General features: G+C 52.8%; 21 protein-coding genes. 1 reads left to right on the top strand and 20 read right to left on the bottom strand.

Annotation, left to right across the window (positions count from 1 at the left end):
* Position 1: 1 nt before the first annotated feature.
* The 19 genes from lepB to EFB02_RS06915 form a co-directional block, all read right to left on the bottom strand.
* A complete protein-coding gene (gene lepB / locus EFB02_RS07005; RefSeq protein ID WP_234992775.1) occupies positions 2-772 on the bottom strand; it encodes a signal peptidase I in 771 nt (256 codons plus the stop codon).
* Between the two features lie 76 nt (positions 773-848).
* Entirely contained in the window at positions 849-1,199 is a 351-nt protein-coding gene (rplS, locus tag EFB02_RS07000; protein ID WP_122820877.1) for a 50S ribosomal protein L19, read from the bottom strand.
* Between the two features lie 134 nt (positions 1,200-1,333).
* Positions 1,334-2,731, bottom strand: coding sequence for a tRNA (guanosine(37)-N1)-methyltransferase TrmD (gene trmD / locus EFB02_RS06995; RefSeq protein ID WP_122820876.1), 1,398 nt, complete (start codon positions 2,729-2,731; stop codon positions 1,334-1,336).
* Between the two features lie 20 nt (positions 2,732-2,751).
* Positions 2,752-3,237 carry a ribosome maturation factor RimM gene (rimM, locus tag EFB02_RS06990; protein ID WP_160115394.1) on the bottom strand — a complete coding sequence of 162 codons (486 nt, stop codon included), beginning with the start codon at positions 3,235-3,237 and terminating at the stop codon, positions 2,752-2,754.
* Positions 3,238-3,307: 70 nt separating this feature from the next.
* A complete protein-coding gene (locus tag EFB02_RS06985) occupies positions 3,308-3,556 on the bottom strand; it encodes an RNA-binding protein (RefSeq protein WP_122820874.1) in 249 nt (82 codons plus the stop codon).
* Between the two features lie 2 nt (positions 3,557-3,558).
* A complete protein-coding gene (rpsP, locus tag EFB02_RS06980; RefSeq protein ID WP_122820873.1) occupies positions 3,559-4,032 on the bottom strand; it encodes a 30S ribosomal protein S16 in 474 nt (157 codons plus the stop codon).
* A 293-nt stretch (positions 4,033-4,325) separates the two neighbouring features.
* Positions 4,326-5,369 (bottom strand): inositol monophosphatase family protein, encoded by a 1,044-nt coding sequence (locus tag EFB02_RS06975; protein ID WP_160115393.1) that lies wholly within the window; start codon positions 5,367-5,369, stop codon positions 4,326-4,328.
* 180 nt (positions 5,370-5,549) lie between these two features.
* Positions 5,550-6,335, bottom strand: coding sequence for a hypothetical protein (locus EFB02_RS06970; RefSeq protein ID WP_122820871.1), 786 nt, complete (start codon positions 6,333-6,335; stop codon positions 5,550-5,552).
* A gap of 295 nt (positions 6,336-6,630) precedes the next feature.
* Positions 6,631-7,788: an amidohydrolase family protein gene (locus EFB02_RS06965; protein WP_122820870.1), complete on the bottom strand. Its 1,158-nt coding sequence runs from the start codon at positions 7,786-7,788 to the stop codon at positions 6,631-6,633.
* A complete protein-coding gene (gene ffh, locus EFB02_RS06960) occupies positions 7,785-9,362 on the bottom strand; it encodes a signal recognition particle protein (protein WP_122820869.1) in 1,578 nt (525 codons plus the stop codon). Before ffh ends, EFB02_RS06965 begins: the two co-directional genes overlap by 4 nt.
* A gap of 36 nt (positions 9,363-9,398) precedes the next feature.
* A complete protein-coding gene (gene ftsY, locus EFB02_RS06955) occupies positions 9,399-10,682 on the bottom strand; it encodes a signal recognition particle-docking protein FtsY (RefSeq protein ID WP_122820868.1) in 1,284 nt (427 codons plus the stop codon).
* A gap of 83 nt (positions 10,683-10,765) precedes the next feature.
* Complete coding sequence (locus tag EFB02_RS06950) at positions 10,766-11,533, bottom strand: hypothetical protein (RefSeq protein ID WP_122820867.1); 768 nt, start codon at positions 11,531-11,533, stop codon at positions 10,766-10,768.
* An 84-nt stretch (positions 11,534-11,617) separates the two neighbouring features.
* Entirely contained in the window at positions 11,618-15,292 is a 3,675-nt protein-coding gene (smc, locus tag EFB02_RS06945) for a chromosome segregation protein SMC (protein WP_122820866.1), read from the bottom strand.
* 16 nt (positions 15,293-15,308) lie between these two features.
* A complete protein-coding gene (ndk, locus tag EFB02_RS06940; protein WP_122820865.1) occupies positions 15,309-15,755 on the bottom strand; it encodes a nucleoside-diphosphate kinase in 447 nt (148 codons plus the stop codon).
* Positions 15,756-15,912: 157 nt separating this feature from the next.
* Positions 15,913-16,599, bottom strand: a complete 687-nt coding sequence (locus EFB02_RS06935) for an HPr family phosphocarrier protein (protein ID WP_122820864.1) — start codon at positions 16,597-16,599, stop codon at positions 15,913-15,915.
* A 121-nt stretch (positions 16,600-16,720) separates the two neighbouring features.
* Positions 16,721-16,981, bottom strand: coding sequence for an HPr family phosphocarrier protein (locus tag EFB02_RS06930; RefSeq protein ID WP_122820863.1), 261 nt, complete (start codon positions 16,979-16,981; stop codon positions 16,721-16,723).
* A gap of 35 nt (positions 16,982-17,016) precedes the next feature.
* The gene (locus EFB02_RS08895) at positions 17,017-19,062 is read right to left on the bottom strand and encodes a PTS fructose transporter subunit IIABC (RefSeq protein WP_122820862.1); all 2,046 of its coding nucleotides are present in this window, start codon (positions 19,060-19,062) and stop codon (positions 17,017-17,019) included.
* A gap of 23 nt (positions 19,063-19,085) precedes the next feature.
* On the bottom strand, positions 19,086-20,057 hold the full coding sequence (locus tag EFB02_RS06920; RefSeq protein WP_122820861.1) for a 1-phosphofructokinase family hexose kinase: 972 nt from the start codon (positions 20,055-20,057) through the stop codon (positions 19,086-19,088).
* Positions 20,054-20,824: a DeoR/GlpR family DNA-binding transcription regulator gene (locus tag EFB02_RS06915; RefSeq protein WP_160115392.1), complete on the bottom strand. Its 771-nt coding sequence runs from the start codon at positions 20,822-20,824 to the stop codon at positions 20,054-20,056. Before EFB02_RS06915 ends, EFB02_RS06920 begins: the two co-directional genes overlap by 4 nt.
* A 244-nt stretch (positions 20,825-21,068) precedes the next feature.
* Here EFB02_RS06915 and ptsP point away from each other — a divergent pair, with 244 nt between their 5' ends.
* Positions 21,069-22,742 carry a phosphoenolpyruvate--protein phosphotransferase gene (ptsP, locus tag EFB02_RS06910; RefSeq protein ID WP_122820859.1) on the top strand — a complete coding sequence of 558 codons (1,674 nt, stop codon included), beginning with the start codon at positions 21,069-21,071 and terminating at the stop codon, positions 22,740-22,742.
* Positions 22,743-22,755: 13 nt separating this feature from the next.
* On the opposite strand, the gene EFB02_RS06905 is transcribed toward ptsP, so the two are convergent.
* A complete protein-coding gene (locus tag EFB02_RS06905; RefSeq protein ID WP_122820858.1) occupies positions 22,756-23,511 on the bottom strand; it encodes an FHA domain-containing protein in 756 nt (251 codons plus the stop codon).
* Positions 23,512-23,514: the final 3 nt, after the last annotated feature.

Below are 23,514 nucleotides of genomic sequence, written 5' to 3'. Positions count from 1 at the left end.
TTTAGGGAGCAGGCGGAACCGCCGCGAAAGCGTCGGTGTTCTTAATCGTAGACACCCGAGTTATCGGCCACATGATGGAAAAGGCTCGCCCCGTGACCTGGTCTACGGACACGAATCCTTTCGAGGGCTCTTTCATATGGAAACGGGAATCTTCTGAATTCGAGCGGTTATCTCCCATCACCCAAAGTTTTCCAGCCGGTACCGTAACATCAAATTTGATTAATGAGGGGGCACTGCCGGGATTAATATATCCACTTTCATCTACGCTGACTCCATTGACTTTCAACCGCCCATTAGTATCGCAACATTGCACCCGATCCCCAGGCAAGCCTACGATTCGTTTCACCAGATGGTTATGGGAGTCATCGGGACGCAGCCCCACCCAGATCATTATCTTTCCAGCAATGGAGGGGCTAGGGGTATTGGCATCACGCTTAAGCCAGTTTTCATCATCTTGAAAGACAATCACGTCACCCCGATTAAGCTGCCGATATTTAGGAACTAGTTTCGACACGATGATGCGGTCATTGATTTGTAGGGTTTGTTCCATTGACGAGGACGGGATTTGGAAGGCCTGTAGCAAGAAAGCCTTGATGATCGCAGAGATAGCTAACGCTACCACCACCATCATTAGGGTTTCGCGAATCATTAACCATCCTTTGGAGGGAGCTTTACGTGCGCGGCGACCGCTTCTTGGGGCAAAACCGCTAGTCGCCCGTTTTTCTAAGCCGCTTGTGGCTCTAGTTTCTTTCATCCCTTTAGCTCCCGCCATGATTCGTTATTTCCATCATGCCATATATAGTTAAATCGGCTCTGCCCGCAGGCAGAGCCGATTATAAATAACAGTTTTAGGCGTCGCGACGCTCTTTAATACGAGCGGCTTTCCCATGACGTTCACGCAGGTAATAGAGTTTCGCCCGGCGTACATCGCCGCGAGTTACTACCTCTAGAGAATCGATAGTCGGCGAGTTTACCGGGAAAGTACGTTCCACCCCGATACCGAAGCTAACTTTACGCACAGTGAACGTAGCATTCGCTTGTTTCTTACCATGACGAGCAATTACTACCCCTTGGAACACCTGAATACGGGTGTTTCCACCTTCAGTGACGCGTACATTTACTTTAACGGTGTCACCGGCGCGAAAATCAGGCAGATCGGAGCGCTGGGACTTCTGGTTAATCTCATCGATAATATTCAATGTAGTTTCCTCATTTGCCTTCGTTCCGCAGGTAACGTCAGCTATCGGGCCGGTCTGGCCGGCGTATCTCGCATTGACAAGCGGCATTTGCGGCCCCCTGCGGCAGGTTTCGCAGCCTACTTGTGCAACCTTGCCTATTGTGCCACGTTTTGCGCCCAAGACGGAACCTGGCAGGCTGTGAAATCCCTAACCGCTATCACATCCAGGTTTTCGATTCCCCCCACCAGGAAGGTTCTACGTCCACATTTACGGTAGCCGTGGTGACGATAGAACTTTAATGCCTGCCTATTTTCTCGATTAGTACCTAAACAAATCTTGGTTAGATGCGGAAAAGATTCTTGTAGGTAGGCGTGGGATACTTCCAGCATTGCCCCCGCTAATCCCGAACCATGCCAGCATGCATCCAGATAGCATTTCGAAAGGTACGCGCAGTTTTTGCCCCCGGATTGCATCAAGTTTTCTTCTGGGGGCAAAAATCCCGGGGCTCCCGCCTCTATCAGAGTATAACCAGCAGTTTCCCAAGCAGTATCATCAGTACCGGTCTGCGTGACGGGGGCGACTTCGACCAAAATAATCAAATTGTTCGGGTCGTCTAAATAAGCTTTGAAAGCCGCTTCGCTTAACTCGTCCTCTATAAAACACGCGATGGCTTCCTCGGGTAAATCTTTCGGGCAGGCCTGCGGGAATAAGCGAGAAGCTATGGCTGAGCAAGTTACAGTTTCTCCCGGCTGAGCGCGGCGAAAGCGTACCTGCTGCCGATAGGGGGCAGGGAGGAATCCCCTGGCAGCAAGGATTTCACGATCAGATTTTACGAGGACGTCGGGAGCTAACTTCCAAATCAAATCGGGGCGTCGTTCGGCAGTTAGCATTAGGGACTGCTGACGCCGCCATTTTTTGACCTTCTGGTGATCTCCGCTCAACAACACTGGGGGGATTTCCAGTCCACGCCAAGTAGCTGGCTGAGTGTAGGCGGGATACTCTAAGAGCCCAGATAATTCATAGGATTCTTCTACCAGAGAATTGGGATTACCCACAAAGCCTTCTAGCAGCCGACAGGTGGCTTCTACCAGGGCAACGGCGGCGACTTCCCCGCCGTTTAGCACGTAGTCCCCCAGAGAAAACGGCAGCACCTGTACCTCGGTATTCTGCTGATAGTACTGACCAACCCGTTGATCGATGCCTTCATAACGTCCACAGGCCACTACCAGATGCTCGGTGTTCTCAGCAAGATCACGTACCTGACTTTGGGTGAGGGGGATTCCCGAAGGAGTAGGAATCGCCAGCACCGTTTTAGCGGCACCTGCCTGCTCAATCACCTGGTCAATGGCTTTCCCCCAGACATCTGGTTTCATCACCATCCCTGCGCCCCCGCCCGCGGGGGCGCGATCCACCGTACGATGTACGTCTTGGGTCCAGTCTCGCAGGTCCCAAACATGTGTTTGCAAAAGCCCGCTAGAGCGGGCTTTCCCCATAAGGGAAACATCTAGACAATCAAAGAACTGGGGGAAAATAGAAATGATATCAATCCGCATTTGGGCACCTTTCTGCGCTTTTAGAACAGTCCCGCAGGCGCATCCACGGTGATTACCCCATTTTCCAGGTCTATTCCGGTCACTAAGGCTTTCACAAAAGGTACTTCCACAATCTGGCCGTCGGCAGTGGTTACTTGCAGACGATCCTGAAATCCTCCCATTTCTACCCCGCTGCATTTCCCCAAGGTTTCACCCTCGGGACTGAGAACTGTCAGTCCAGATAACTGGGCAGTTGAATATTCGTCTTCGTGGGACATTTCAGGGGCAAAGAGCTCGGTGCCGCGGATAGATTCGGCGCTTTCGCGCGTGTTGATATGTGAAAACGTGAGGCAGTAACGATTTTTTATTTCTCGATAGGACGCCACTGTCCATTGTTCACCTGAAGCCGTAGTCAGGGCTGCCCCTACCTGAAAACGTTCAGCGGGATAGTTGGTAAAGGGCCGCACCAGCACTTCGCCTTTGAGGCCACGCGGCGGGCCTACCTGCCCGATTTTTACCAGATTCATAGTTCTCTTTCTTGCTATATAAGTTGCGAGCCCCATGACGATTCATGGGGCTCGCAAGTAAAAACTGGCGTTATCGGCGCGAACGGCGATCCGTGTCGACAACATCAACCCGAACCGGTCCGCGAGTAGACAGCGCGCCCATAACTTTTCGTAGAGCCCGCGCGGTACGACCTCCCCGACCGATTACCCGCCCAAGATCCTGCGGATTAACCCGCACCTCTAGCAGTTTGCCGCGACGCATATTGCGTTCATCCACCCGCACATCCTCGGGGTGATCGACAATTCCACTAACTAGATGTTCTAGTGCATCCGCCAACATGTTTAGGCTTCCTCGCTCTCGGGAGCAGCTTCCTCGGCTTCCGCAGATTCGGCAGCTTCCTCGGCTTCTTTCGCTGCTTCGGCCTCGGCCTTAGCTTTTTCTTCGCTGACCTTGGCCTTACGCTTTTGTGCCTCGTCAGCGGCGGCTTTCACGTTCTTTTCACGAGCTTCTTCACTGCTGAGAGTTTCTTTGGTCTTGATCCAGCTTTCAACGTTTTCTTTACCGTTGAAGCGGGCGATATCACCCGAGAGCACCAGTAACCGGCGAACTGCGTCCGAGGGCTGCGCCCCCACGCCGAGCCAGTACTGAACCCGATCCGACTTTACCTGAATAAAGGAAGGTTCCTCGTTAGGGTTGTACTGTCCAACCTCTTCAATTACGCGACCGTCGCGCTTCTTGCGGCTGTCTACCACTACAATCCGGTACACCGGGTAGTGAATCTTACCAATACGCTTTAAACGAATACGAACTGCCACTTTTGTGGTTTCTCCTGTTCTATTGACTGCTGAGCGCCCGCCCTAGCCGGTGGGATTCGGCCTGGATCAAGCTCTCGAGACAAGGCCGCCACACAGAGAGGGGGTGTCTTGGCCCGGTACAACAAGCTATTCTGCCAGAATTTCGCGCTAGGTTTCTACTTTATTCCCCACTAGATGAGCTTCTTTGAGCAGTTTCACATCTATTGGCGCCCTTTATTAATTGCGCGGGTAAACTGCACCTATATTTCCGTTCCAGTTAGGAGTTTTCCCACCGGTGTGCCGATCCAATGAGACTATTGAAAAGCACGAATAAACTGCTCGACAGCGGCGCGTGCAGTAAAGGGATCTAAATCGCGAGCACTGGCCACGAACGCCCCTCGTAAATACTCAGGTTCTTCCCGGTTATGACGGGTTTGGAATGTATGTACAGTACCTCCAGCCACTCGTACCAAGTGGATCCCCGCAGCCACGTCCCAGGGGCGCATCGCAGTTCCAAAAGCCACCGCGGTATGTCCGGCGGCCACCTGGGCTAAATCGAGAGCTCCTGCCCCGGGCGAATGTACAGTAGCATACGCATCAGCCAGACGCGAGGCCATTTTCCAAGATGTTTCTACCCGTTGGGGATCTTTATCGCGGAAAGGAAAATATCCGGTGATGATCCCCTCGCTTTCTAGGCGGGCATTATCCGCATACATTTCGGTGGCATGTTCCCCCTCATAAAGGGTGGCATTGGTTGCATCAGCGATAAAAAGTTCGCGGGTATAGGGCACGTAGACTACGCCTGCCACCATTTTTCCATCTAACTCCACCCCGATAGAAGTGTTGAAATAGGACACTCCGGAGGCGAAATTCGCGGTGCCATCAATTGGATCTACAATCCAGCGTACCCGCGCACCCAAATCTTTTACTAGCTCTGTTGCATAAGCTATTTCCCCCGCTCCCGGGGCATGTTCACGTTGTTCGGGACGAGCCAGTTCCCAAGGGAATTCCTCGGTTAAAATCTGCTCTGCCCCCTGCCGGCTTCCGCCTTCCCAACTAGCGCGCTGAATCTGCTCTAAGGTTAAAGCTCCGGCTGCGGAAATTTTTGCTTTCTCAAGGACGTGTTCTCCGGTTTCTTCCCCTAAGATCCGGGAAGCAGGCACCGCCTTCCCTAGCAGGTACTGCAGTCTCGCCTCTATGTAGCGGTCATGGATGGTAACCGGATCGTGGATACCGGCTTTTAAGAACACCTCTAGAGGTGCGCGAAAAACTTTGCGTAGATAGACCCCTACCTGTTGCGCGGCCTCTCCCGCGATGATCATCAATGCATGGTCAAGGCTCATACCCGAAGTGCTCATACTCTCCATTATTACCTACTTCAGGCTGGTATCCCTAGGAAAGGTATTCTCCAACTGGTTTTCAACATATCGATTACATAATTAAAGGTTTGGCGGATCTTCTCAAAACTGGAAAATCCGCCAAACCTCTAACACACTAAATCAAGATTCTAGTTGAGATCTTGAACAGCGTTTATTAATTTATGCGTTGAAACGGCGCGCCACTACTACTCCGGCACCTGCGAGAGCAGTCATCAGCGAGACAACCAGCATAACTGTGCTGTTAGCACCAGTTACAGGAAGACCGTTTTTAGCTTCCTGCTTCTCAGCTTGCTTCTGCTGGTTTTGCTTCTCAGCTTGCTTATCTTTTTCTGCTTGAGCACCTGAGTCAGCGGAATCTTTTCCTTCTTCAACCTTCTGATTCGGCTTGTCAGCCTTCTTCAGCTTCGCCAAACGATCTTTGGCCGCTGCACATTTATCCGCATCGTAATACAGGTTCTCTGCGTCTACATCAGTGTCGTAGGTGCAATAGGTGTTGATATCCAGCTCAGCATCTTTGATCTTTGCATCCTTCAGCTCAGCTTTGGCCTGCTCACATTTGTTGTGATCGTAATAGATAGAAGTCTCGGTGCAGAAATACTGGGTGTCGAGATCCTTATCTTTGATTTCTTTCTTAGTGGTATCTTCAGGGGTGCTCGGGGTCTGAGGCTCTGCAGCCGGCGCTGGCTGTCCTTGCCCTTCTGCCGCCTTTAATGCAGCTTCTGCCCGCGTTAATTCCGCTTTGGCATTCTTAATTTTATCTTGCTGCTCTGCGCAAGTGTACATGTCGTAGTGCTCGGAATTTTCATCACAATCCCAAGCAGCGTTAGTTTCTGCCTTTGATACTGCCGCCTGCGCCTTAGCAACATCGGCTTTAAGGGCGTCAAGGTCAGCAGCTACTGCTGCCCCCCCCCCCGAATCCAACTGCCAAGAGAGACGCAGCCGCACAGAGCGCGAACTTCTGCGTTATTTTCATAGCATCTCCAATCTTTAAAATGTTTTATTTCTGCGATTGCGTCTCTCTACCTAACGGAAAATGAGGTGAGAAACGTCTTTAGTATATAAAAGTTATGATTACGAACAAATATATTTAACATATTTCACATTTTAACCAATAGAAACATTAGTAACAGAAATTCTCCTTACTGTTACGGCAATCCCCATCCCTCAAATACAGCCACTCCTAGGCGGCAGTTGCTGTTCTTACGGTTATTGCCTATGCCCGCCCTGTTCCTTCCGCGGGTTACACAGCTCCCTTTGTTGAAATTCTCAGGCTGTTATCCCTAGAAACTGAGGTACTGGATGGAAACTCTCTCCCCAACAGTGCCACTTTTTCGGGACTAAGCGCCCGCATCAGGTCGCCAGTCGGATCTGAGGAATAGCGTAGGTAGTCGGCGCGGGCTCCCAGTTCAATGGCCGCAATCCCCAGAAAGTCACGGACTCGCCAGGTAGCAAAATCAATAATCTCGCTGGCCGAAACCCCGCCACGTTCCCACAGCATCAGTTCTCGCCCCAGTTCTCCATGTGGTTGATAGCCCCCAGAATCGGTTCCGGGAAGCAGCTGTACTCCGGCATCATGGAGCATCACAAAGTGCTCACGCCGCCGCTCCCACATTTTCTGCATAGTCGCCGCATAGATTGGATATTTCTTTCCCGCCTGCGCCGCGAACTCATCAAATAGTTCTACCTGTAACAAGGTCGGAGTCACCGGAATCCCACGGCTAGCACATTCTTGCGCCTGATCCTCATCAATCCCGCTGCCATGCTCAATACAGTCGATCCCCGCTTCCAGTAATCCCGCAATCGCTTTATGAGAAAAGGCATGCGCCGTTACCCGTGCCCCCACCTGATGAGCAGCCGCAATCCCCTCTTTCAAGATTTTGGTCGGCCACAGGGGATCCAAATCTGAATCCGCCCCGTTCGAGCGGTCAATCCAGTCCGCCACGATTTTTACCCAACCGTCACTTTGCTCTGCTTGCGAGGCCATAACCTGCGGCAAATCATTCAGGTTCTCTACCTCTATCGGAAGCAAACGCATATAGCGTTTAGGGCGGGCAATATGGCGTCCGCAACGAATAATTGGCGGCAATGCGCGATTTCCTAAAATCCCGGGAGCATATTCGAGGTTTCCGCAATCGCGAATCGCTAAAATCCCACAGTCCCGATCCGCTTCAGCCTGCGCTAACGCTTCCTGCGGAGTAGCTAATTGTCCTACCGCCACAAAACCAATATGACAATGCACATCGCAAAATCCCGGCAGGAAGTAGTCTCCTTGAACAGTGAGATCTTCCCGAAAAGAACCGAAGTATCCATCCTCGGTAATCGTTAGCTGCCCCCGCATCCAGCGGGGATCTTGGTTGGCGTGCTCGCGGTAATAAAAATTACCGCTCAGCTGTTTCATTGCTGTCCCAGCATCCGTTTCAAATCATCGGGCAAGTCATCCAAAGTAGGAGCCGCGACCGGGGCGGCAGGTTCCGCAGTAATTCCAAAGGCGCTGCCGGCCACAGGAGCCGCTTCCTCACCCCTAGAAGCTTGCTTAGCCTCCCACTGCTTTTGTTTGGCGGGATTACCGAATCTGCGGCGATTCTTCTTCCCCGCCTTACGCTGCTTCTTGGTGGCGCCTCCGCGTCCCCCCGGCATCCCAGGCATAGTGGGCATACCGGGGATACCTCCCCCATTAGACATTCGTTTCATGAGTTTTGCCGCCTGCTTAAACCGTTCTACCAGCCCATTAATCTCGGTAACCGTGGTTCCGGAACCACGCGCAATCCGGGCGCGGCGCGAACCATTCAGCAGGGACAGATCGTCACGTTCTGCCGGGGTCATAGAGTTCACAATGGCTTCGATCCGGTCGATGCTCTTTTCATCAAAAGCATCCAACTGGTCGCGATACTGATTCATGCCGGGCAGCATTCCCATCAGTTTCTTCATCGATCCCATTTTGCGTATCTGCTGTAGCTGTGCCATAAAGTCAGTGAGGGTGAACTGCCCCTGCTGCATTTTGCGAGCCAGCGCCTCGGCCTCTTTTTGGTCATAGGCCTTTTGCGCCTGCTCAATCAGAGTGAGCATATCGCCCATATCGAGGATGCGTCCGGCCATCCGTTCGGCATGGAAACGCTCAAAATCACCTAAGTTTTCACCGGTAGAAGCAAAAAGAATCGGTTGCCCGGTTACTCCCCGCACCGAAAGCGCCGCCCCACCGCGAGCATCACCATCAAGTTTGGAGAGCACCACCCCGGTAAAGCCCACCCCATCCCGGAAGGCAATCGAAGTTTGCACCGCGTCCTGACCAACCATGGCGTCTAGAACGAAGAGGATTTCATGGGGGTTAACCGCGTCGCGAATATCGCGTGCCTGGCGCATCATTTCCTCATCCACGCCCAGACGTCCCGCAGTATCGACAATGATTACGTCATAGCCTTCGGTAATCGCCAGGTTTAATCCCGAGCGCGCAACCTCGACCGGATCGCCCTGCCCATCCCCGGATGCGGGGGCGTGAATATCTACCCCGGCTTTTTCGGCCACAATTTTTAGCTGGGTAACCGCTCCCGGGCGCTGCAGGTCGCAGGCAGCCAAGAGGACGCGTTTGCCCTCTTCTTCCCGCAGCCATTTACCCAGTTTTCCTGCGAGGGTTGTCTTACCAGCACCCTGCAGACCGGCCAGCATAAAAACGGATGGGCCACGCTTGGCATAATGCAGCTGACGGGTCTCGCCCCCCAGAACCTCTACCAGTTCCTCATGGACAATCTTGACTACCTGTTGGCCGGGATTAAGCGCTTTCGAACGTGCCGCGCCATAGGCTTTTTGTCGCACCGCTTTGGTGAACTGGCGTACCACCGGCAGTGCTACGTCCGCCTCTAACAGGGCACGTCGAATCTCGGAGACGGTACTATCGACGTCTGCCTCGGTCAGCAAGCCTTTAGAGCGCAAACGCTTAAAGGAATCGGCTAGGCGATCAGACAGGCTATTGAACAAAGTGGTTTCCTCCTGGAAATAGTTTCGCCGTCTAGTTTACTTCAGCAGCGCGTCTACGAAATCCTCGGGCACGAAAGGAGCTAAATCGTCTGGGCCTTCCCCCAGTCCTACCAGCTTAACCGGTACCGCTAGTTCCCGTTGCACACTAACCACGATTCCGCCCCGAGCAGTCCCATCGAGCTTGGTGAGCACAATACCGCTGACATCTACCACTTCAGAGAATACTTTCGCCTGTTGCATCCCATTTTGGCCAGTAGTGGCATCTAGAACTAGCAAGGTTTCGGTCACCGGGGCGCTCTTTTCAATCACTCGTTTGACCTTTCCTAGCTCATCCATCAAGCCAGTTTTATTTTGCAGACGCCCAGCGGTATCTACCAGCACCACATCCCGGTCTTGATCTTTGGCATATTTGACCGCATCAAAAGCTACGGCTGCCGGGTCGGCTCCCTCTTTATCGGAGCGCACCACTTCGACTCCTACCCGGTTTCCCCAGGTCTCCAATTGGTCAGCAGCAGCCGCCCGGAAAGTATCGGCTGCTCCCAGCACTACCGACTTGTTTTCCGCCACCAAAATACGAGCAATCTTGCCCACGGTCGTGGTTTTCCCGGTGCCGTTTACTCCAACGGCGAGAACAATTCCCGGCTTAGATCCATCGGCTTGTTCTAGGTGCAAACTGCGATCTAGATCCGGGTTTACCAGCTCAATCAACTTAGCTCGCAAAATTTCCCGGATCTTATCCGGGTCGGAGGTACCCAACACTTTCGCCTGGGTACGTAGTTCCTCCATTAGTTCATCGGTAGCGGCAATTCCTAAGTCTGCCAGCAGCAAAGTATCTTCAATTTCTTCCCAATCCTCGGCACTCAGATCCCCACGACCGAGCACCCCGAGCAGCATTTTGCCGAAAGAACCGGATTTAGCCAGGCGGGAACGCAGACGCTGCATCCGCCCTCGGGCTGGTTCTGGAGTTTCGAGAGCCTCCTGGGAGTTCTCCTTTGCCTGATCAACCAGTTCTTCTTCGATAATCGGAGCTTCACTCGGCTCTTCCACAACTTCTGCCGCCGCTGGTAACGGCTCTGCCAACGTTACCGCTTGCGCTACTTCGTTCGCGCCTGTTTTATCAGAAGTTTCACTTTCTTTTACCGGTGCAACTGTTTCCTCCCCACCTGCCTCGGCAGTAACTGCTGCCAGTTGTTTTGCCTTGGAGGGCTCTAGCTGTTTCTTAGCTTTTGCGGAGCGCACCGCTAAAGCACTACCGGTTCCAACGACAGCCAAAACTAGAACTACAACTACAATCCCGAGGGGTGAAAAAAGAAAATCCATGCTTCTATTCTCGCCTATCGGCGCGCCCAGGTCATATCAGGAAAACTTTTCCCGACTGAGCTGCTGGTTTAGAAATATTACGTTTATTCCGATTGTAAGGGCTGCCAAGAAACCTTATCCACTTGAAAAGGTTGATCTCCCGGCAAACCGCTATGCTCCTCTAAATCTAGGTCGGCGTCAGTATGCTCCCCTGAGGGGGTATCAGGAGTAAATTTGCGTGCCCAGCGGCGCATCTGCTTATCCCGGCGATCTTTGGGTTTACCCTCGCTGTTCATATCCACTAAGTTCTGGCTGTCAGCAGTTTTCCCCCGAGTTACATCCTTGGAAGCAGCAGTGGAATTCATCGCCGACACCTGTGGCAGGTAGCTAGTGGCATCCTCTGGATCTTTGGTTATAGGGGTTGCTGCACCAGCTGGAGGACGCCGATGTTGAGCAGGTGCAAAAGCGGGAGGCAGCATCCCCACGGCATCCGGTAAAGCTCCTTTAGCAGCGGCCTTTGCTTTCTTTTCTTGACGTACCGCATCTTTTTCCGCCCGGCGCGTACGCATCGCCTCAACTTCTTCTCCCCACATCTGTCCGGCAGCAGTACGCAGGTTCTCTAGCTCTGCCAGTGGATTAGCGGAATCTCCAGGCGCTGCCTCTTGCAGCAATGTATCAAGACGCACCCGCTGACCAGAGTATTCCCGGGGCGCCCGATGCTCGTTTTCTTGCCAAGAACTAGCGGACTGGCGAACCCATTCCCGCACCCCACCTCCGGGACGGCGGGTACGTACCATTACCGCCACCACTAAAACCCCGATTAGTACAGTGATGCCGATGCCCACAAATAGCAAGATCAACGGTTGAGTCACATAATCTAGTATGCCAATACTTAAGCGTTTTACCGACTCCAGCCAATGACCGATACCAAACTGTTACCAGATTTCGATGTGATCTTAGCGATCTGCCGGCTCTAAGCGTTGTGAGATTACCCGAGATACCCCCTCGCGCATAGTCACCCCGTATAGTACATCTGCCACTTCCATAGTCCGTTTTTGGTGGGTAATTACAATCATTTGGCTAACTTCTCGCAACTGTTTGAACAGCTCTAACATTCGCGAAAGGTTCATATCGTCGAGCGCCGCTTCCACTTCGTCCAAAATATAAAAGGGAGAAGGGCGGGCTTTGAAAATCGCGATTAAGAATGCCAATGCCGCCAAGGAGCGCTCCCCTCCTGATAACAACGATAGCCGCTGCACATTCTTACCGGCAGGACGGGCATTTACCTCAACCCCGGTCGTGAGCATATCGGCGGGATCAGTCAGTTTTAAAGAACCGCTACCTCCGGGGAACAGCCGGGAAAACACCTCGGTAAATTCCCGGGAAATATCTGCGTAGGCTTGCTCAAAGGCTTCTCTTACCTGGTGATCAACTTCCCGCACCACTACCAGTAAATCTGCTTTCGAGGTACGTAAATCTGTAAGCTGCCCCATTAAGAATTCAAAACGTTTCTCGAGAGCCTGATGCTCTTCCAAGGCCAAAGGATTTACTTTCCCCAACCGGGAAATAGCCCGATTCGCCTTTTCCAGGAGCGCGCTCTGCTCAGCACGATCATAGGGATGCCAACGTCCGTCCTCGGAGTTTACCGGGTTTTCGGCACTGCGAGGTTCAGTTTCAGATTCTCCTTGTCCGGAATTCTCAGCTGTTTCATCTGTGTTTTTAGCTGCCCCCTCTTCAGTTTGTTCCGCAGAGCAGGCTACTGTTTTCTGAGCATTTTCTGCCCGCAGTGCCAACAGCTCTGGATCTGGCACCAGCTGTTGGGGACCGAAAGCAGCGATCAGTTCCTGCGGGGAAAGCGCGTAACGTTCTTGCGCTTGTTGAGTTAGTTGTTCGGCACGTACCCGATATTCGGCTGCTGCCACCTCATCACGGCGGCTCAGATCGTTAAGCTCAGCTAGCTCAGTATTCAAACGATCAATTTCGCTACGCACCTGCCCAGCGGCATGCGAGGAGGCAGCACGAGCCGCCTCGGCGCTTTCCCGCCAAGTTTCCGCAACTTGAGCCACGGTTGCCGAACGCTGGGCAAATACCTTACACCAGGAGGCAACCTGCAACATTCTTTGGGAATCGCGAGCTCGCTCGATTTCGCGCTGACTACGGGCAGCTAACCGTAATTGAAACCTTTCCAAGGACTTTACTTCCCCTTGAAAACGTTCCCGTAAAGCATTGGTAATCTGAGTAGCAGCTGACAGCGCCAAATGCGCCTGCGCAGCTTTCTCCCGAGCAGCCAAATCAGCCGCACGTGCCTTCTCTAAATCTTGTTCTGATTGCTGCAAAAGAGCTAAATCTGCGCTACTCGCAAAGGCATCCCGCGCTTTTTGGGCGACTTCCAGCTGCTGCTTATATTTTTCAAAATCTAATTTCGCCTGTGCCAGTTCTGCGGCTGCCCGCTTTTCTTGACTCTCAGCTCCACTGACTGCCGCTTCTATAAGTGCCCGTTTTTGCGCCCTAGCTGCTGCCTGCGCGTCGGACTGGCGCAAAACTTTTAGTGCCTGCGCAGATGCCGCCGCCGCCTGTGATAATTTTTTCTCAGCCTCCTTTACCTGGACACGGGCTTTTTCTGTAATTTCTTCGGCATCCTGAGCGGCTTTTCGAGCTAATCGTAGCCGTCGCTCCACCTCGATACGGTTCACCCCCCCGCTGCCAGTTTCTCCCAGGTATTTCCCAATAATCGTTCCATCTCTGAGCCCGACTCGTGCCTCAGGGTTATCTGCGAGTAAAGCCTGTGCCTGCGCCAGATTATCTGCCAAATAACTATTTTTTAGCAGCGCTTTTAGTGCCGAATGTAACCCGGTGGGAGCCGAGACTACCTCCTGGGCGAGGATTGGCTCCCCCGCCGTTCTGCTAGAAGGAGCACTCAGGGCAGCCCTCTCGGCCTCGGAATTGCCTACGACCCAACTAACGCTTCCACTACTGTCTTTAACTGCCTGCAGACCGGCCTCTAGCTGCACCGTTCCAATGATGAGGGCGGATCCGGCGCGCCCAAGTAAGGCCGCGATAGCTGCCTCCCAGCAATCCGGAACCGTTATCAAAGACGCCAATTGTCCCCGCGCCTTAGTTACCCTTGAAAAAGTACTTTCAGCCTGGTTCGAGGAGGCTGCTAGCACTTGTCTCAAACTAGCTTCACTCTCGGAGGCCGCCAGGGTTTTAGCCTCACTGTCCCTCAGCTGATCACGAGCCTTTTCCAGCTGCATACGCTCCTGGTTTTCCGCCTCGGAAAGCTGACGATAGCGCCCAGCAGCATCCACACCAGACTCCGGGACTGTTTCCTGCTCAGCTTGCTGCTTTGCCCGCGCTGCTTCCAGTTTTTCTTGCGCATCTGCCTGAGCTTTTTCCGCTCTTTGAATCCGGGAATCTGCCGCCTCGAAACGAGCCTTTGCGGTCTCTACTTCCCGTTCCAGCCGCGCGGTCTTCTGAGTTTCCCGCTGCGCCTGCTCCCGGAGTTCTTGGATAGCGCGAACCCGCTCCTCAACTTTCCGAGTGGTTTCTTCCCGAGCCGCCTCCGCCGCATCAGCTTGTTTACGCTTAGCTAAAGTATCCTCGTCGTGGCTCGCCAATTCACTTTGCAAATGCGCCAACTGACGCTGACGTTCCTCGACGCTGGGACCAGCAGGAAATGGTTCCGGTTTCGCCAGGGAGGAAGCACGTTCATTAGCTAAAGCATCTAAGGCTCGCAAACGTTCAGTGATTGCGGTCAACTGTTGCCATAAATTAGTGGCTTTACCTGCCAAATCAGTCTGTTCCGCATCTGCGGTTAACTTCTGTAGTTTTTCTCGCTGTACCGAAAGTTGTTTCCCTAATTCTTCCCGCCTGCTTGCCAAGGCTTTCCCGCTTTCTTTATAGCGAGACAGTTGCAAGCTCATCTGCTGCAAGTCATCTGCCAGAATCCTACACCCAGCATCACGCGCCTGCGCTTGTAACACCGCAGCCCGCCGCGCAGTTTTGGCTTGCCTCGCCAATGGTCCCAGTTGCCTTTGAATCTCTTGGGTTAAGTCTGAAAGACGAGACAGTTTTTCTTCTAGCCCATCTAGTTTTCGCAAAGCCCGTTCTTTACGCCGTTGATGTTTTAACACCCCGGCAGCCTCTTCAATCAGGGAGCGACGCTGAGAAGGGTCAGCAGAAAGCACCTGGTCTAGTTTTCCCTGCCCGATAATAACGTGCATATTCCGACCCATACCGGTATCGGAAAGTAACTCTTGAATATCTAGCAGCCGACAGGGAGTACCATTAATGGCATATTCGGAGCCCCCCTGGCGAAACAAAGTGCGTGAAATGGTAACTTCCGAATAATCAATCGGCAGATCTCCGCTAGTGTTATCGATGGTAAGCGCCACTTCCGCACGGCCGAGAGAACTGCGGGAACTAGTACCGGCAAAGATAACATCCGCCATAGATCCGCCTCGCAGATTCTTGGCGCCCTGCTCGCCCATTACCCAGGCAAGTGCATCTACGATATTGGATTTGCCAGATCCATTCGGACCGACAACACAGATTATTCCCGGGGTGAACTGCAAAGTAGTGGCACTGGCAAAAGACTTAAATCCTCGCAGTGTCAGCGACTTTACATACATTTTAGTTCTCTCGCTATTAGCAGGCGTCCGGGAACCAAACTTTTATTTCACGCGCAGCAGAGCTGGGTGAATCCGCAGCATGTACCAGATTTTGAATTTGCCCACTGTCATAGTCACGTCCATAATCACCGCGGATAGTTCCCGGTGCTGCCTCTGTCGGATTGGTAGCGCCCACCAGGGAACGCACCCCCTCAACCACCCGAGTTCCTTCAATAACGGCCGCTACAAGTTTGCCTGACTGCATAAAGTCAACCATGGATTCAAAAAAATGCTTACCACGATGCTCAACGTAATGTTCATGTAGGTCATCATCGGTAGCCTGCACTATCCGTAAAGCCACAATAGCGTAGCCTTTTTGCTCAATACGTGCCAAGATTTTCCCGGTGAGTCCGCGACGATACCCATCCGGCTTTACCAGCACCAGGGTGTATTCCTTATCTGGATCTAACTTAAAGTCACTCATTCCCATTTCCTTTCTAGCTTTCCCGCCCCGATAAGCCCCTTAACTTACGGAGATCACTTTTTAAGAATACCGGCAAACAGTGAAGCCCAATGGCCTTATCAGCTCCACAAATTTTGTAGGAACCACTTAATCAATCCCCATGCTGACTTCCAACCTCTTACTCGGGTGCAGTTAGTGCCGCCTCGACCGCATCTAAAGCTTTAAGGGATTCCCCTCCCTCAGCTGCAATCCGTAGCTCATCCCCCGGTTTTATTTTCAACCCCATAAGCGCGAGGACGCTACCGGCATCTACCTGATTAATAGTCACCTGTGCATCAAAACCTGTAGCTATTCGAGCCAAACGGGCTGCTGGACGCGCAGACAGGGGCTCTAAAGCTCCGTAGGTAACCGTGCGTGGTGCAAGCGGATCGGGAGCTGGTGTGGGTGGCAAAATATCTACCACATCCTCTTCAGGGTAAAACTGAGAGGCAGCGTTGATTGACCTTAATATTTCTGCCAAGTCTGCACCTTGAGCAGCAGCTACTACCCCCGCGGCAGTTCCCTCCACAATCGGGCCACGCCCAAGTCGCAATCGCCGCACCCCAATATCGGTGATTACCTGTTGACAGGCCAATCGCGCCGCCCCAAAATCAGCCATTAAGATAATCGCGTCTTGTTCGCCAAGGTTTTCCATGACCGCAGATATTTTTGCGCTCAGAATTTCAGAGGCGGTGCCAAGTCCTTCATCGTGACAGCCACATGGCTCGATAATGACTTTTGGAGCTAAGGGGGGCACCACTTCACATATCCCCCGTGCCAGCGTTTGCGACTGCGAAACGATAATAAAGGCGGTTTGCGGCTGCATAGCTTTTCCTCCCACATACAGATATCCCCTCTAGGCTATCGCGCCGCGGAGACCACTTAAACCTAGAGGGGATATTGATTGTTCAATTTCAAGGGAAAAGTATCAGCAACCGAAACTGCCCCTATGCGGCATCTAGGTCTTTTGCGACCAGTTCCGCAATTGCTGCCACAGCTTCCTCGTTTTCACTCTGCACAGTGACCTCGGTACCGCATTCGGCACCCAAGGTCATTATCAGCATCATTGAGGTAGCGTCTACTGGTTCTTCATCCGGGGTTCCCAGAGTAATCTCTTCATCAAACTCGGCAGCTTTTTCCGCGATAACCGAGGCGGGGCGGGCATGCAAACCTACAGAAGATCCTACTTTTACAGTTTTTGAAGCCATTGTTTTTCCTTTCCTTATCTTGTGGTTTATTGAAATTAAGCTTTGACTGCTGCCGATTTCTGACGATTCATTTTGGCGAAAGTAACCGCCACGGCCGCCACTGCTACCCCAGCTACCAGAGCAATCAGCGCCCCGAAGACATTGGTATAGGCAAATAAGACGAAGATTCCCCCGTGTGGAGCCCGGCACCCGACCCCTAGCGCCATTGCAACTGCACCAGTTACCGCGCCTCCCGCCATCATGGAGGGGATTACCCGCAGGGGGTCAGCAGCAGCGAAGGGAATCGCACCCTCGGAAATGAAAGAAAGTCCCAGAAGCCAAGCAGCTTTACCATTTTGTTGTTCAGCCGGCGAATACAGTTTGGGACGTAAGCTCGAAGACAACGCTAATGCTAACGGTGGCACCATTCCGGCTAGCATTACTGCCGCCATGAACTGATATGCCCCATCGGTAGCCTGCGATAAGCCAGCAGTACCCACCAGGTAGGCGGCCTTATTGACCGGTCCCCCCAAATCGAAACACATCATCAGACCGATAATAATGCCCAGTAAGATCGCTGAGGTACCGGCCATAGAGTTCAGCCAGTTTTGTAGGCCGCTCATCAATGCCGCCAGCGGTCTCCCCAACAGCAGCAACATAAGCAACCCCATAAGCAGGGTACTAATTAGGGGCACAATCGCTACCGGCATCAGACCTGCTAGCCAGCGTGGACAGTTCAGGGTGGAGAGAGAATTGGCGATAATCCCCGCAAGAATCCCAGTCACTAAACCGCCAATGAAGCCTGCTCCTAGAGTTACTGAAATCGCACCTCCGATGAAGCCGGGAGCAATCCCAGGGCGTCCTGCCAGACCAAAAGCAATATATCCGGAAAGCGCTGGCACTAAAAAGCTCATTCCGCTTTGACCAAGAAAAACCAGCAGAGCTCCCAGATAAAGCAGTAAGCCAGATCGGTTAGTAGCGATTTTCCCTTCCCCGAAGGGACCAGAATCTGGCAAGTGCCACAGTGAGAAATTAAGGGAGATGTCTTGCGCAGGCCCCGCCACGTCATACCCGCCCAATAGGAAACCCAACGCAATTAGCAATCCCCCGGCGGCTACGAAGGGAATCATATAGGAAACCCCCGCCATCACTGCCTTTTGGATTCGACGTCCCCAACCTACGCTTTCTTCTGTCTGTATCGGTTCCGCCGCTACTACCGGAGCAGCATTCGGCTCATTCTTTTTCGCCGTTACTTCCCGAATTAGTTTTTCCGGGTCATTAATGGCAGCCTTTACCCCCACATCCACTAGCGGGAGATGCGCAAAACGTTCCGGTGCCTGCACACTGACATCATGAGCAAATATCACCCCGGATGCGCCGGCAATCAGAGCGGGATTGAGGCGGTCAACATGACCAGAGCCTTGCGCCTCAACATAGACTGGAATCCCCAGTTCTTTGCCCTTATTTGCCAGCGAATCCGCAGCCATATAGGTGTGGGCAATCCCGGTGGGACAAGAGGTAACCGCTACCAGATAGTTGCCTTTCTCCTCATCCGTTTCCTTTTTCTGTATCTTAGGAGCTGCCGGAGATATCGGAGGTGTCGCTACCCCCTTCGCTACCGGTTGGTTCTTAGGGGCAGCTGTCGAACCTGGCTCCACCACCTCCATAATGATGTCCGCTACCTTTTCGACAGAATCCACCGAACGCAAATTAGCCAGGAAGTTTTTGTCCACCAGTTTGCGCGCCAGCTTTTGTAGTAGTTTCAAATGCGCCTGTCCTTGCCCTTCAGCAGCAGCAATCATGAAAATCAAATCTGCTGGGCCATCTTTCGCTCCAAAATCTACTGGCTTTTTTAGTCGGGCAAAAGCTAAACTGCCCACGCTAACCGCCTGGGAGCGACAGTGTGGAATCGCGATTCCACCCGGCATTCCCGTCACGGATTTAGCTTCTCGCGCCATCAGATCTCTGATTAAACCATTTTCTTCAGCCCGCCCGGTACACGCGATCTTTGCTGCCAACGCGGCGATTACACTGTCCTTATCTGCCCCGAGCGGATCATCTAGGCTCACCAACTGCGGGATTATCAGCTTTTCGTTTTCCATAATTCTCCTGTTCGAGGTAGCTCTTAAAGTTTAAGTTTGGTGATCTGGGCTTCTTCGGGATGAATTTCTTTGGGAGTAGGCGGCTGGGTGCCTGCTTTTGCACAGGCAGCGGCACCATAGGCGAGTGCAGTGGCCAAGCATTCTTCCGGGCTCTTCCCTAAGCTTTTGGCAAGTACATACCCAGTGAGGGAGGAATCTCCTGCACCCACGGTGGAACGCACCGGAACATCGGGACTGGTTCCATGCCAGACACCTTCCGCGGTAACCAGAATGGCACCGGCTGACCCCAGGGTGGCGAGCACAGAACTTACTCCTCTTTCATTAAGCTCTTTAGCTTTACGCACTACCGGCAGCAAGTCTCCACTGATAGCAGCTTTTTCCAGTTCGGCTCCTTTTCCCCCCAAAAGCTCGGCAAGTTCATAGGAGTTCGGTTTCATTAAGTCAACTGTTACCTGACCGAGAGCTTTCCCGAGGGCGCGGAGAGGATTCCCGGAGGTATCGACTGCCAACCGTCCCCGACAGCTAGCCAATTCTTTTAGGCAGGTGAGGTAAAAATCATCCGGCAATCCTGGTGGCAAGGAGCCAGCGAGCACCACCCAGTCTGCCTCTCCCAGGTCTCTTACCTGGGATCTAAGCACTGTCAGCAGCGATTTTGCATGCCCCTCACTTAGGGTGGGACCAGGTTCATTGATTTTGGTAGTTTCTCCACCGGCATCAATAATCGTGAGGTTAGTGCGTACGACTTCCGGAATTTCAGTACACACATAGGGTAGTTCCACCTGGTCTAGCAGCTCTAAAATCGGATCTTGAGGCTTCGCTGGCAACACGCAGCTGACCGGAAAACCAGCCTCTTGAGCTACCCGCGCCACGTTGATTCCCTTCCCACCCGCATCGGTGTGGGTAGAGATAATGCGATGAACTCCCCCCGGTACCAGGGGCCGATCCAAGTTTACGGTTTTATCCAAACTGGAGTTCGCCGAGAGGGTAACAATCACGCTAAGAACACATCCTTCGCTAGTTTTTTTAGGTCTTTACCGGCGATTTTTGCCAGGCGCTGATCCGAAATCAACATTTCAATTTCGTCGGGAGCAGCGAACTGGACGGTACTGGTATGTCCATATTTGCCCGCGTCCGCCAACACTACTGCCCGGCGACTGCATTGCACCATCGCCCGTTTTACCGCGGCCTCTTCTATATCGGGAGTGGTGTAACCATCAAGCGGGTCAAACCCATTACTACCTAAGAAGGTGAGGTCAGGATGGAGACTGCGTACCGCCTGTACCGTCAATGCCCCTACGGTAGCCAGAGTGGATTCGCGCACCGTCCCTCCAATTAGGTGCACTTTTAGACGGCGGGTGCGGGCAGCGACGGCAGTGGCGATCGCCGCAGAATTTGTCACCAGCAGTAAGTCTGCGCGATCAGGGAGTAGTTCTGCAAAATAAGCGGTTGAGGAGCCGGAATCCAGGAAAACCGTAAACGCACCCTCGGGAATATGACTGAGGGCGAGCCGTGCGATTTTCCTTTTTTCTTCGCCATTAATTTTCATTCTTTCTGCGAGTTGGGACTCGGGGACTTTTTGGACGCTAACCGCTCCCCCGTAAACCCGCTTCACTTTCCCCTGGTCAGACAATATTTCTAAGTCACGGCGAATGGTCTCATCAGAAACTTTAAAACGCTGCGCTAATTCTTTGAGATTCACCTGCCCAAACTCGCAGAGCGCTTGCTCTATGAGGAGGCGACGACCTCCGCTGTGTACAGGCATCTTTGCCTCCCATCTTCCTGACATAGCCAACCCCCAGCAGATAGGGTATTACTAGAGCATCTTTGCAACCATTCTACTTAAAATTACACATCTCTTCAATAGGATTCATGAGTTTAGTGAGCAGTCTTGTGGATTTAAGTGGGTTTTAATGTGTTATTTTATGGATTTATAGATATTTTCCTTGTTTAACTCCTTAAAACATGCAACACTGGCATTACGAAGCAGCCCTCAGCTAGGAGGATAAATGTCCGCAGAAGAAACAATTTACGGCACCCCGGTGGTAAACGGCCTGGCGTACGGACCAGTAGCTTGGGTTAGCCGTTTTGAAATCCCCAAATTGCCAGCAACTAAAATCCCATTGGACGACCGAGAAGCAGAAGCCGAGCACTACACTCAAGCAGCACAAACCGTATCGGAGCGCCTACTGGCTCGTTCTAAAGAAACCATTGGTAGCGCCTCGGATGTTTTGGCCGCACAAGCAGAACTATCTCGCGACCCCGGTTTCAAGAAGATGGTAGTCAATGCGATAAACAAAGGAATCCCCGCCACCAACGCAGTAATCACAACCACCGAAATGTTCTGTACCATGTTCGAAAAGGCCGGTGGGCTAATGGCCGAACGCACCACTGACCTCAATGATCTTTGTCTGCGAGTGGTAGCCGAACTCCTAGGGGAACCGGAACCAGGACTGCCCCATTTAACCGAACCCTCCGTGCTTTTCGCGGACGACCTGGCTCCGGCTGACACCGCCGGGCTAAACCCAGCAGAAATCTTAGCTTTGGTTACCGAACAAGGCGGACCCACCTCCCACACTTCGATTATTGCTCGCCAACTGGGGATCCCCTGCATAGTAGCCGCACGTAAACTCCACCAGATTTCCCAGGGAGAACAAGTATTTGTGGATGCCTCGCTAGGAACAATCACCACTGGAGCTAACCCGGATTTAGTTCACCCAAAAATTGCTGCTGACCTGCTTACTCGCGAAGCTATCCGCAATTGGTCCGGACCGGCACAGCTTGCCAGCGGCGAGGACGTAGAACTGCTCGCCAATGTGCAAGACGGCCCCGGTGCCCATAAAGCCGCCGCCAGATATGCACAGGGAGTGGGACTTTTCCGCACCGAACTTTGTTTCCTGGATTCAACTCAAGAACCTACTACCGAACAGCAGAGAGAAATCTATTCACAGGTGTTATCAGCTTTCCCAGACAAGAAAGTAGTTACCCGCACCTTGGATGCCGGATCAGATAAACCGATTTCTTGGGCAACTTTAGACGAAGAACCCAATCCTGCCCTAGGGGTACGCGGGCTACGTACTACCGGTATCGACCAGGAATTATTCACCCGACAGCTAGATGCAATCGCACAGGCGGCGCACAATCATCAGGGAAAGAATTGGGTAATGGTACCGATGGTGTCGACGCTATCGGAGGCAAAGTGGGTGGCCAAGCTGATTCGCGACCGGGGACTTACTGCCGGAATCATGGTGGAAGTCCCGGCTGTTGCAATTATGATTGACCAGTTCTTAGCCGAGGTTGATTTTGTTTCTATCGGCACTAACGACCTAACCCAATATGTGATGGCTGCCGATCGAATGAACGCCAATCTGGCCACCTATACCGATTCCTGGCAACCGGCAGTCTTAACTTTGATTTCTCGGGTTGCGGCCGCTGGGGTGCGGCTACACAAACCGGTTGGGGTTTGCGGGGAGGCAGCGGCTGATCCCATTTTGGCGTGTGTACTAGTCGGCATGGGGGTGACTTCCCTGTCAATGGCATCTTCGGCCATTCCCGGGGTGGGCGCCCAGCTAGAACAGGTCACCAAAGAGCAGTGCGAGAACGCTGCACAAGCAATTTTAACGGCCGAAGATAGCGGAGACGCCCGCGCAAAAGCACGCCGCGCCCTGGGGATCGACCTCTAATTTGGTAACCGTCTTAGTAACCGGCGGGAGCGGTGCCGATAGACAGGTATTGCCCCTCCCCCAGGTCAACAATATCGCCTACTTGCATCACTACCGGATCCGCCGGTTCTATCGGATAAATTTGCCCGCCACGACGCAGGCGGGTGCCATTTACTGACTCTAAGTCTTTCAACGAAGGGTTGCCACGCTCATCAATATAGAGCAGGCAATGGGTGCGCGAAATTTGTTTGGCGGGGCTAGGGACAGTCATGGTTTGGGCTTGTGGATAAGCGGAAATGCCGGCATCGGGGCGACGTCCCACTACAATCGCGTCCTCTAAAATCATCGACTGTCCCTGTCCGGAAGTAACCGTAAAGCGCACAGCAGGTTGATATGCAGGCTGTTCCCCGTATTGAGGCGGCAGCTCATACTGTTGTCCCTGACCGTAGTCAGCTTGTCCGTACTGTGGCTGATATTGAGGCTGCCCATATGTTGGCTGCCGATAAGCAGGATCTTCATAGGAGGGCTGTTGGTAGGCAGACGGAGCATATTCGGCCTGCTGATAAGCAGGAGCATCCTGGGGAGCATACCCTGGATATTGAGGAGCCTGGGGTTGTTCACCATAAGAATTCACATAGGGAGCATTGCCCCCCTGACCATAGGGGTCGGGAGTTCCCGGCACAGGCAAATCAGATTCTGCTTGCGGAGCCCCATAAATCCCACTGGGCGGATAACCCGCGTTCGCATTACCCGACTGGTTCGGATAGTACTGGTAGGGATCGTTATTCATAGT

Origin of the sequence: Varibaculum vaginae, from assembly GCF_900604285.1 — a bacterium.
Classification (GTDB): Bacteria; Actinomycetota; Actinomycetes; order Actinomycetales; family Actinomycetaceae; genus Varibaculum; species Varibaculum vaginae.
Note: the sequence above shows the minus strand (reverse complement) of the source record. Positions and strands in the feature narration are given on the sequence as shown.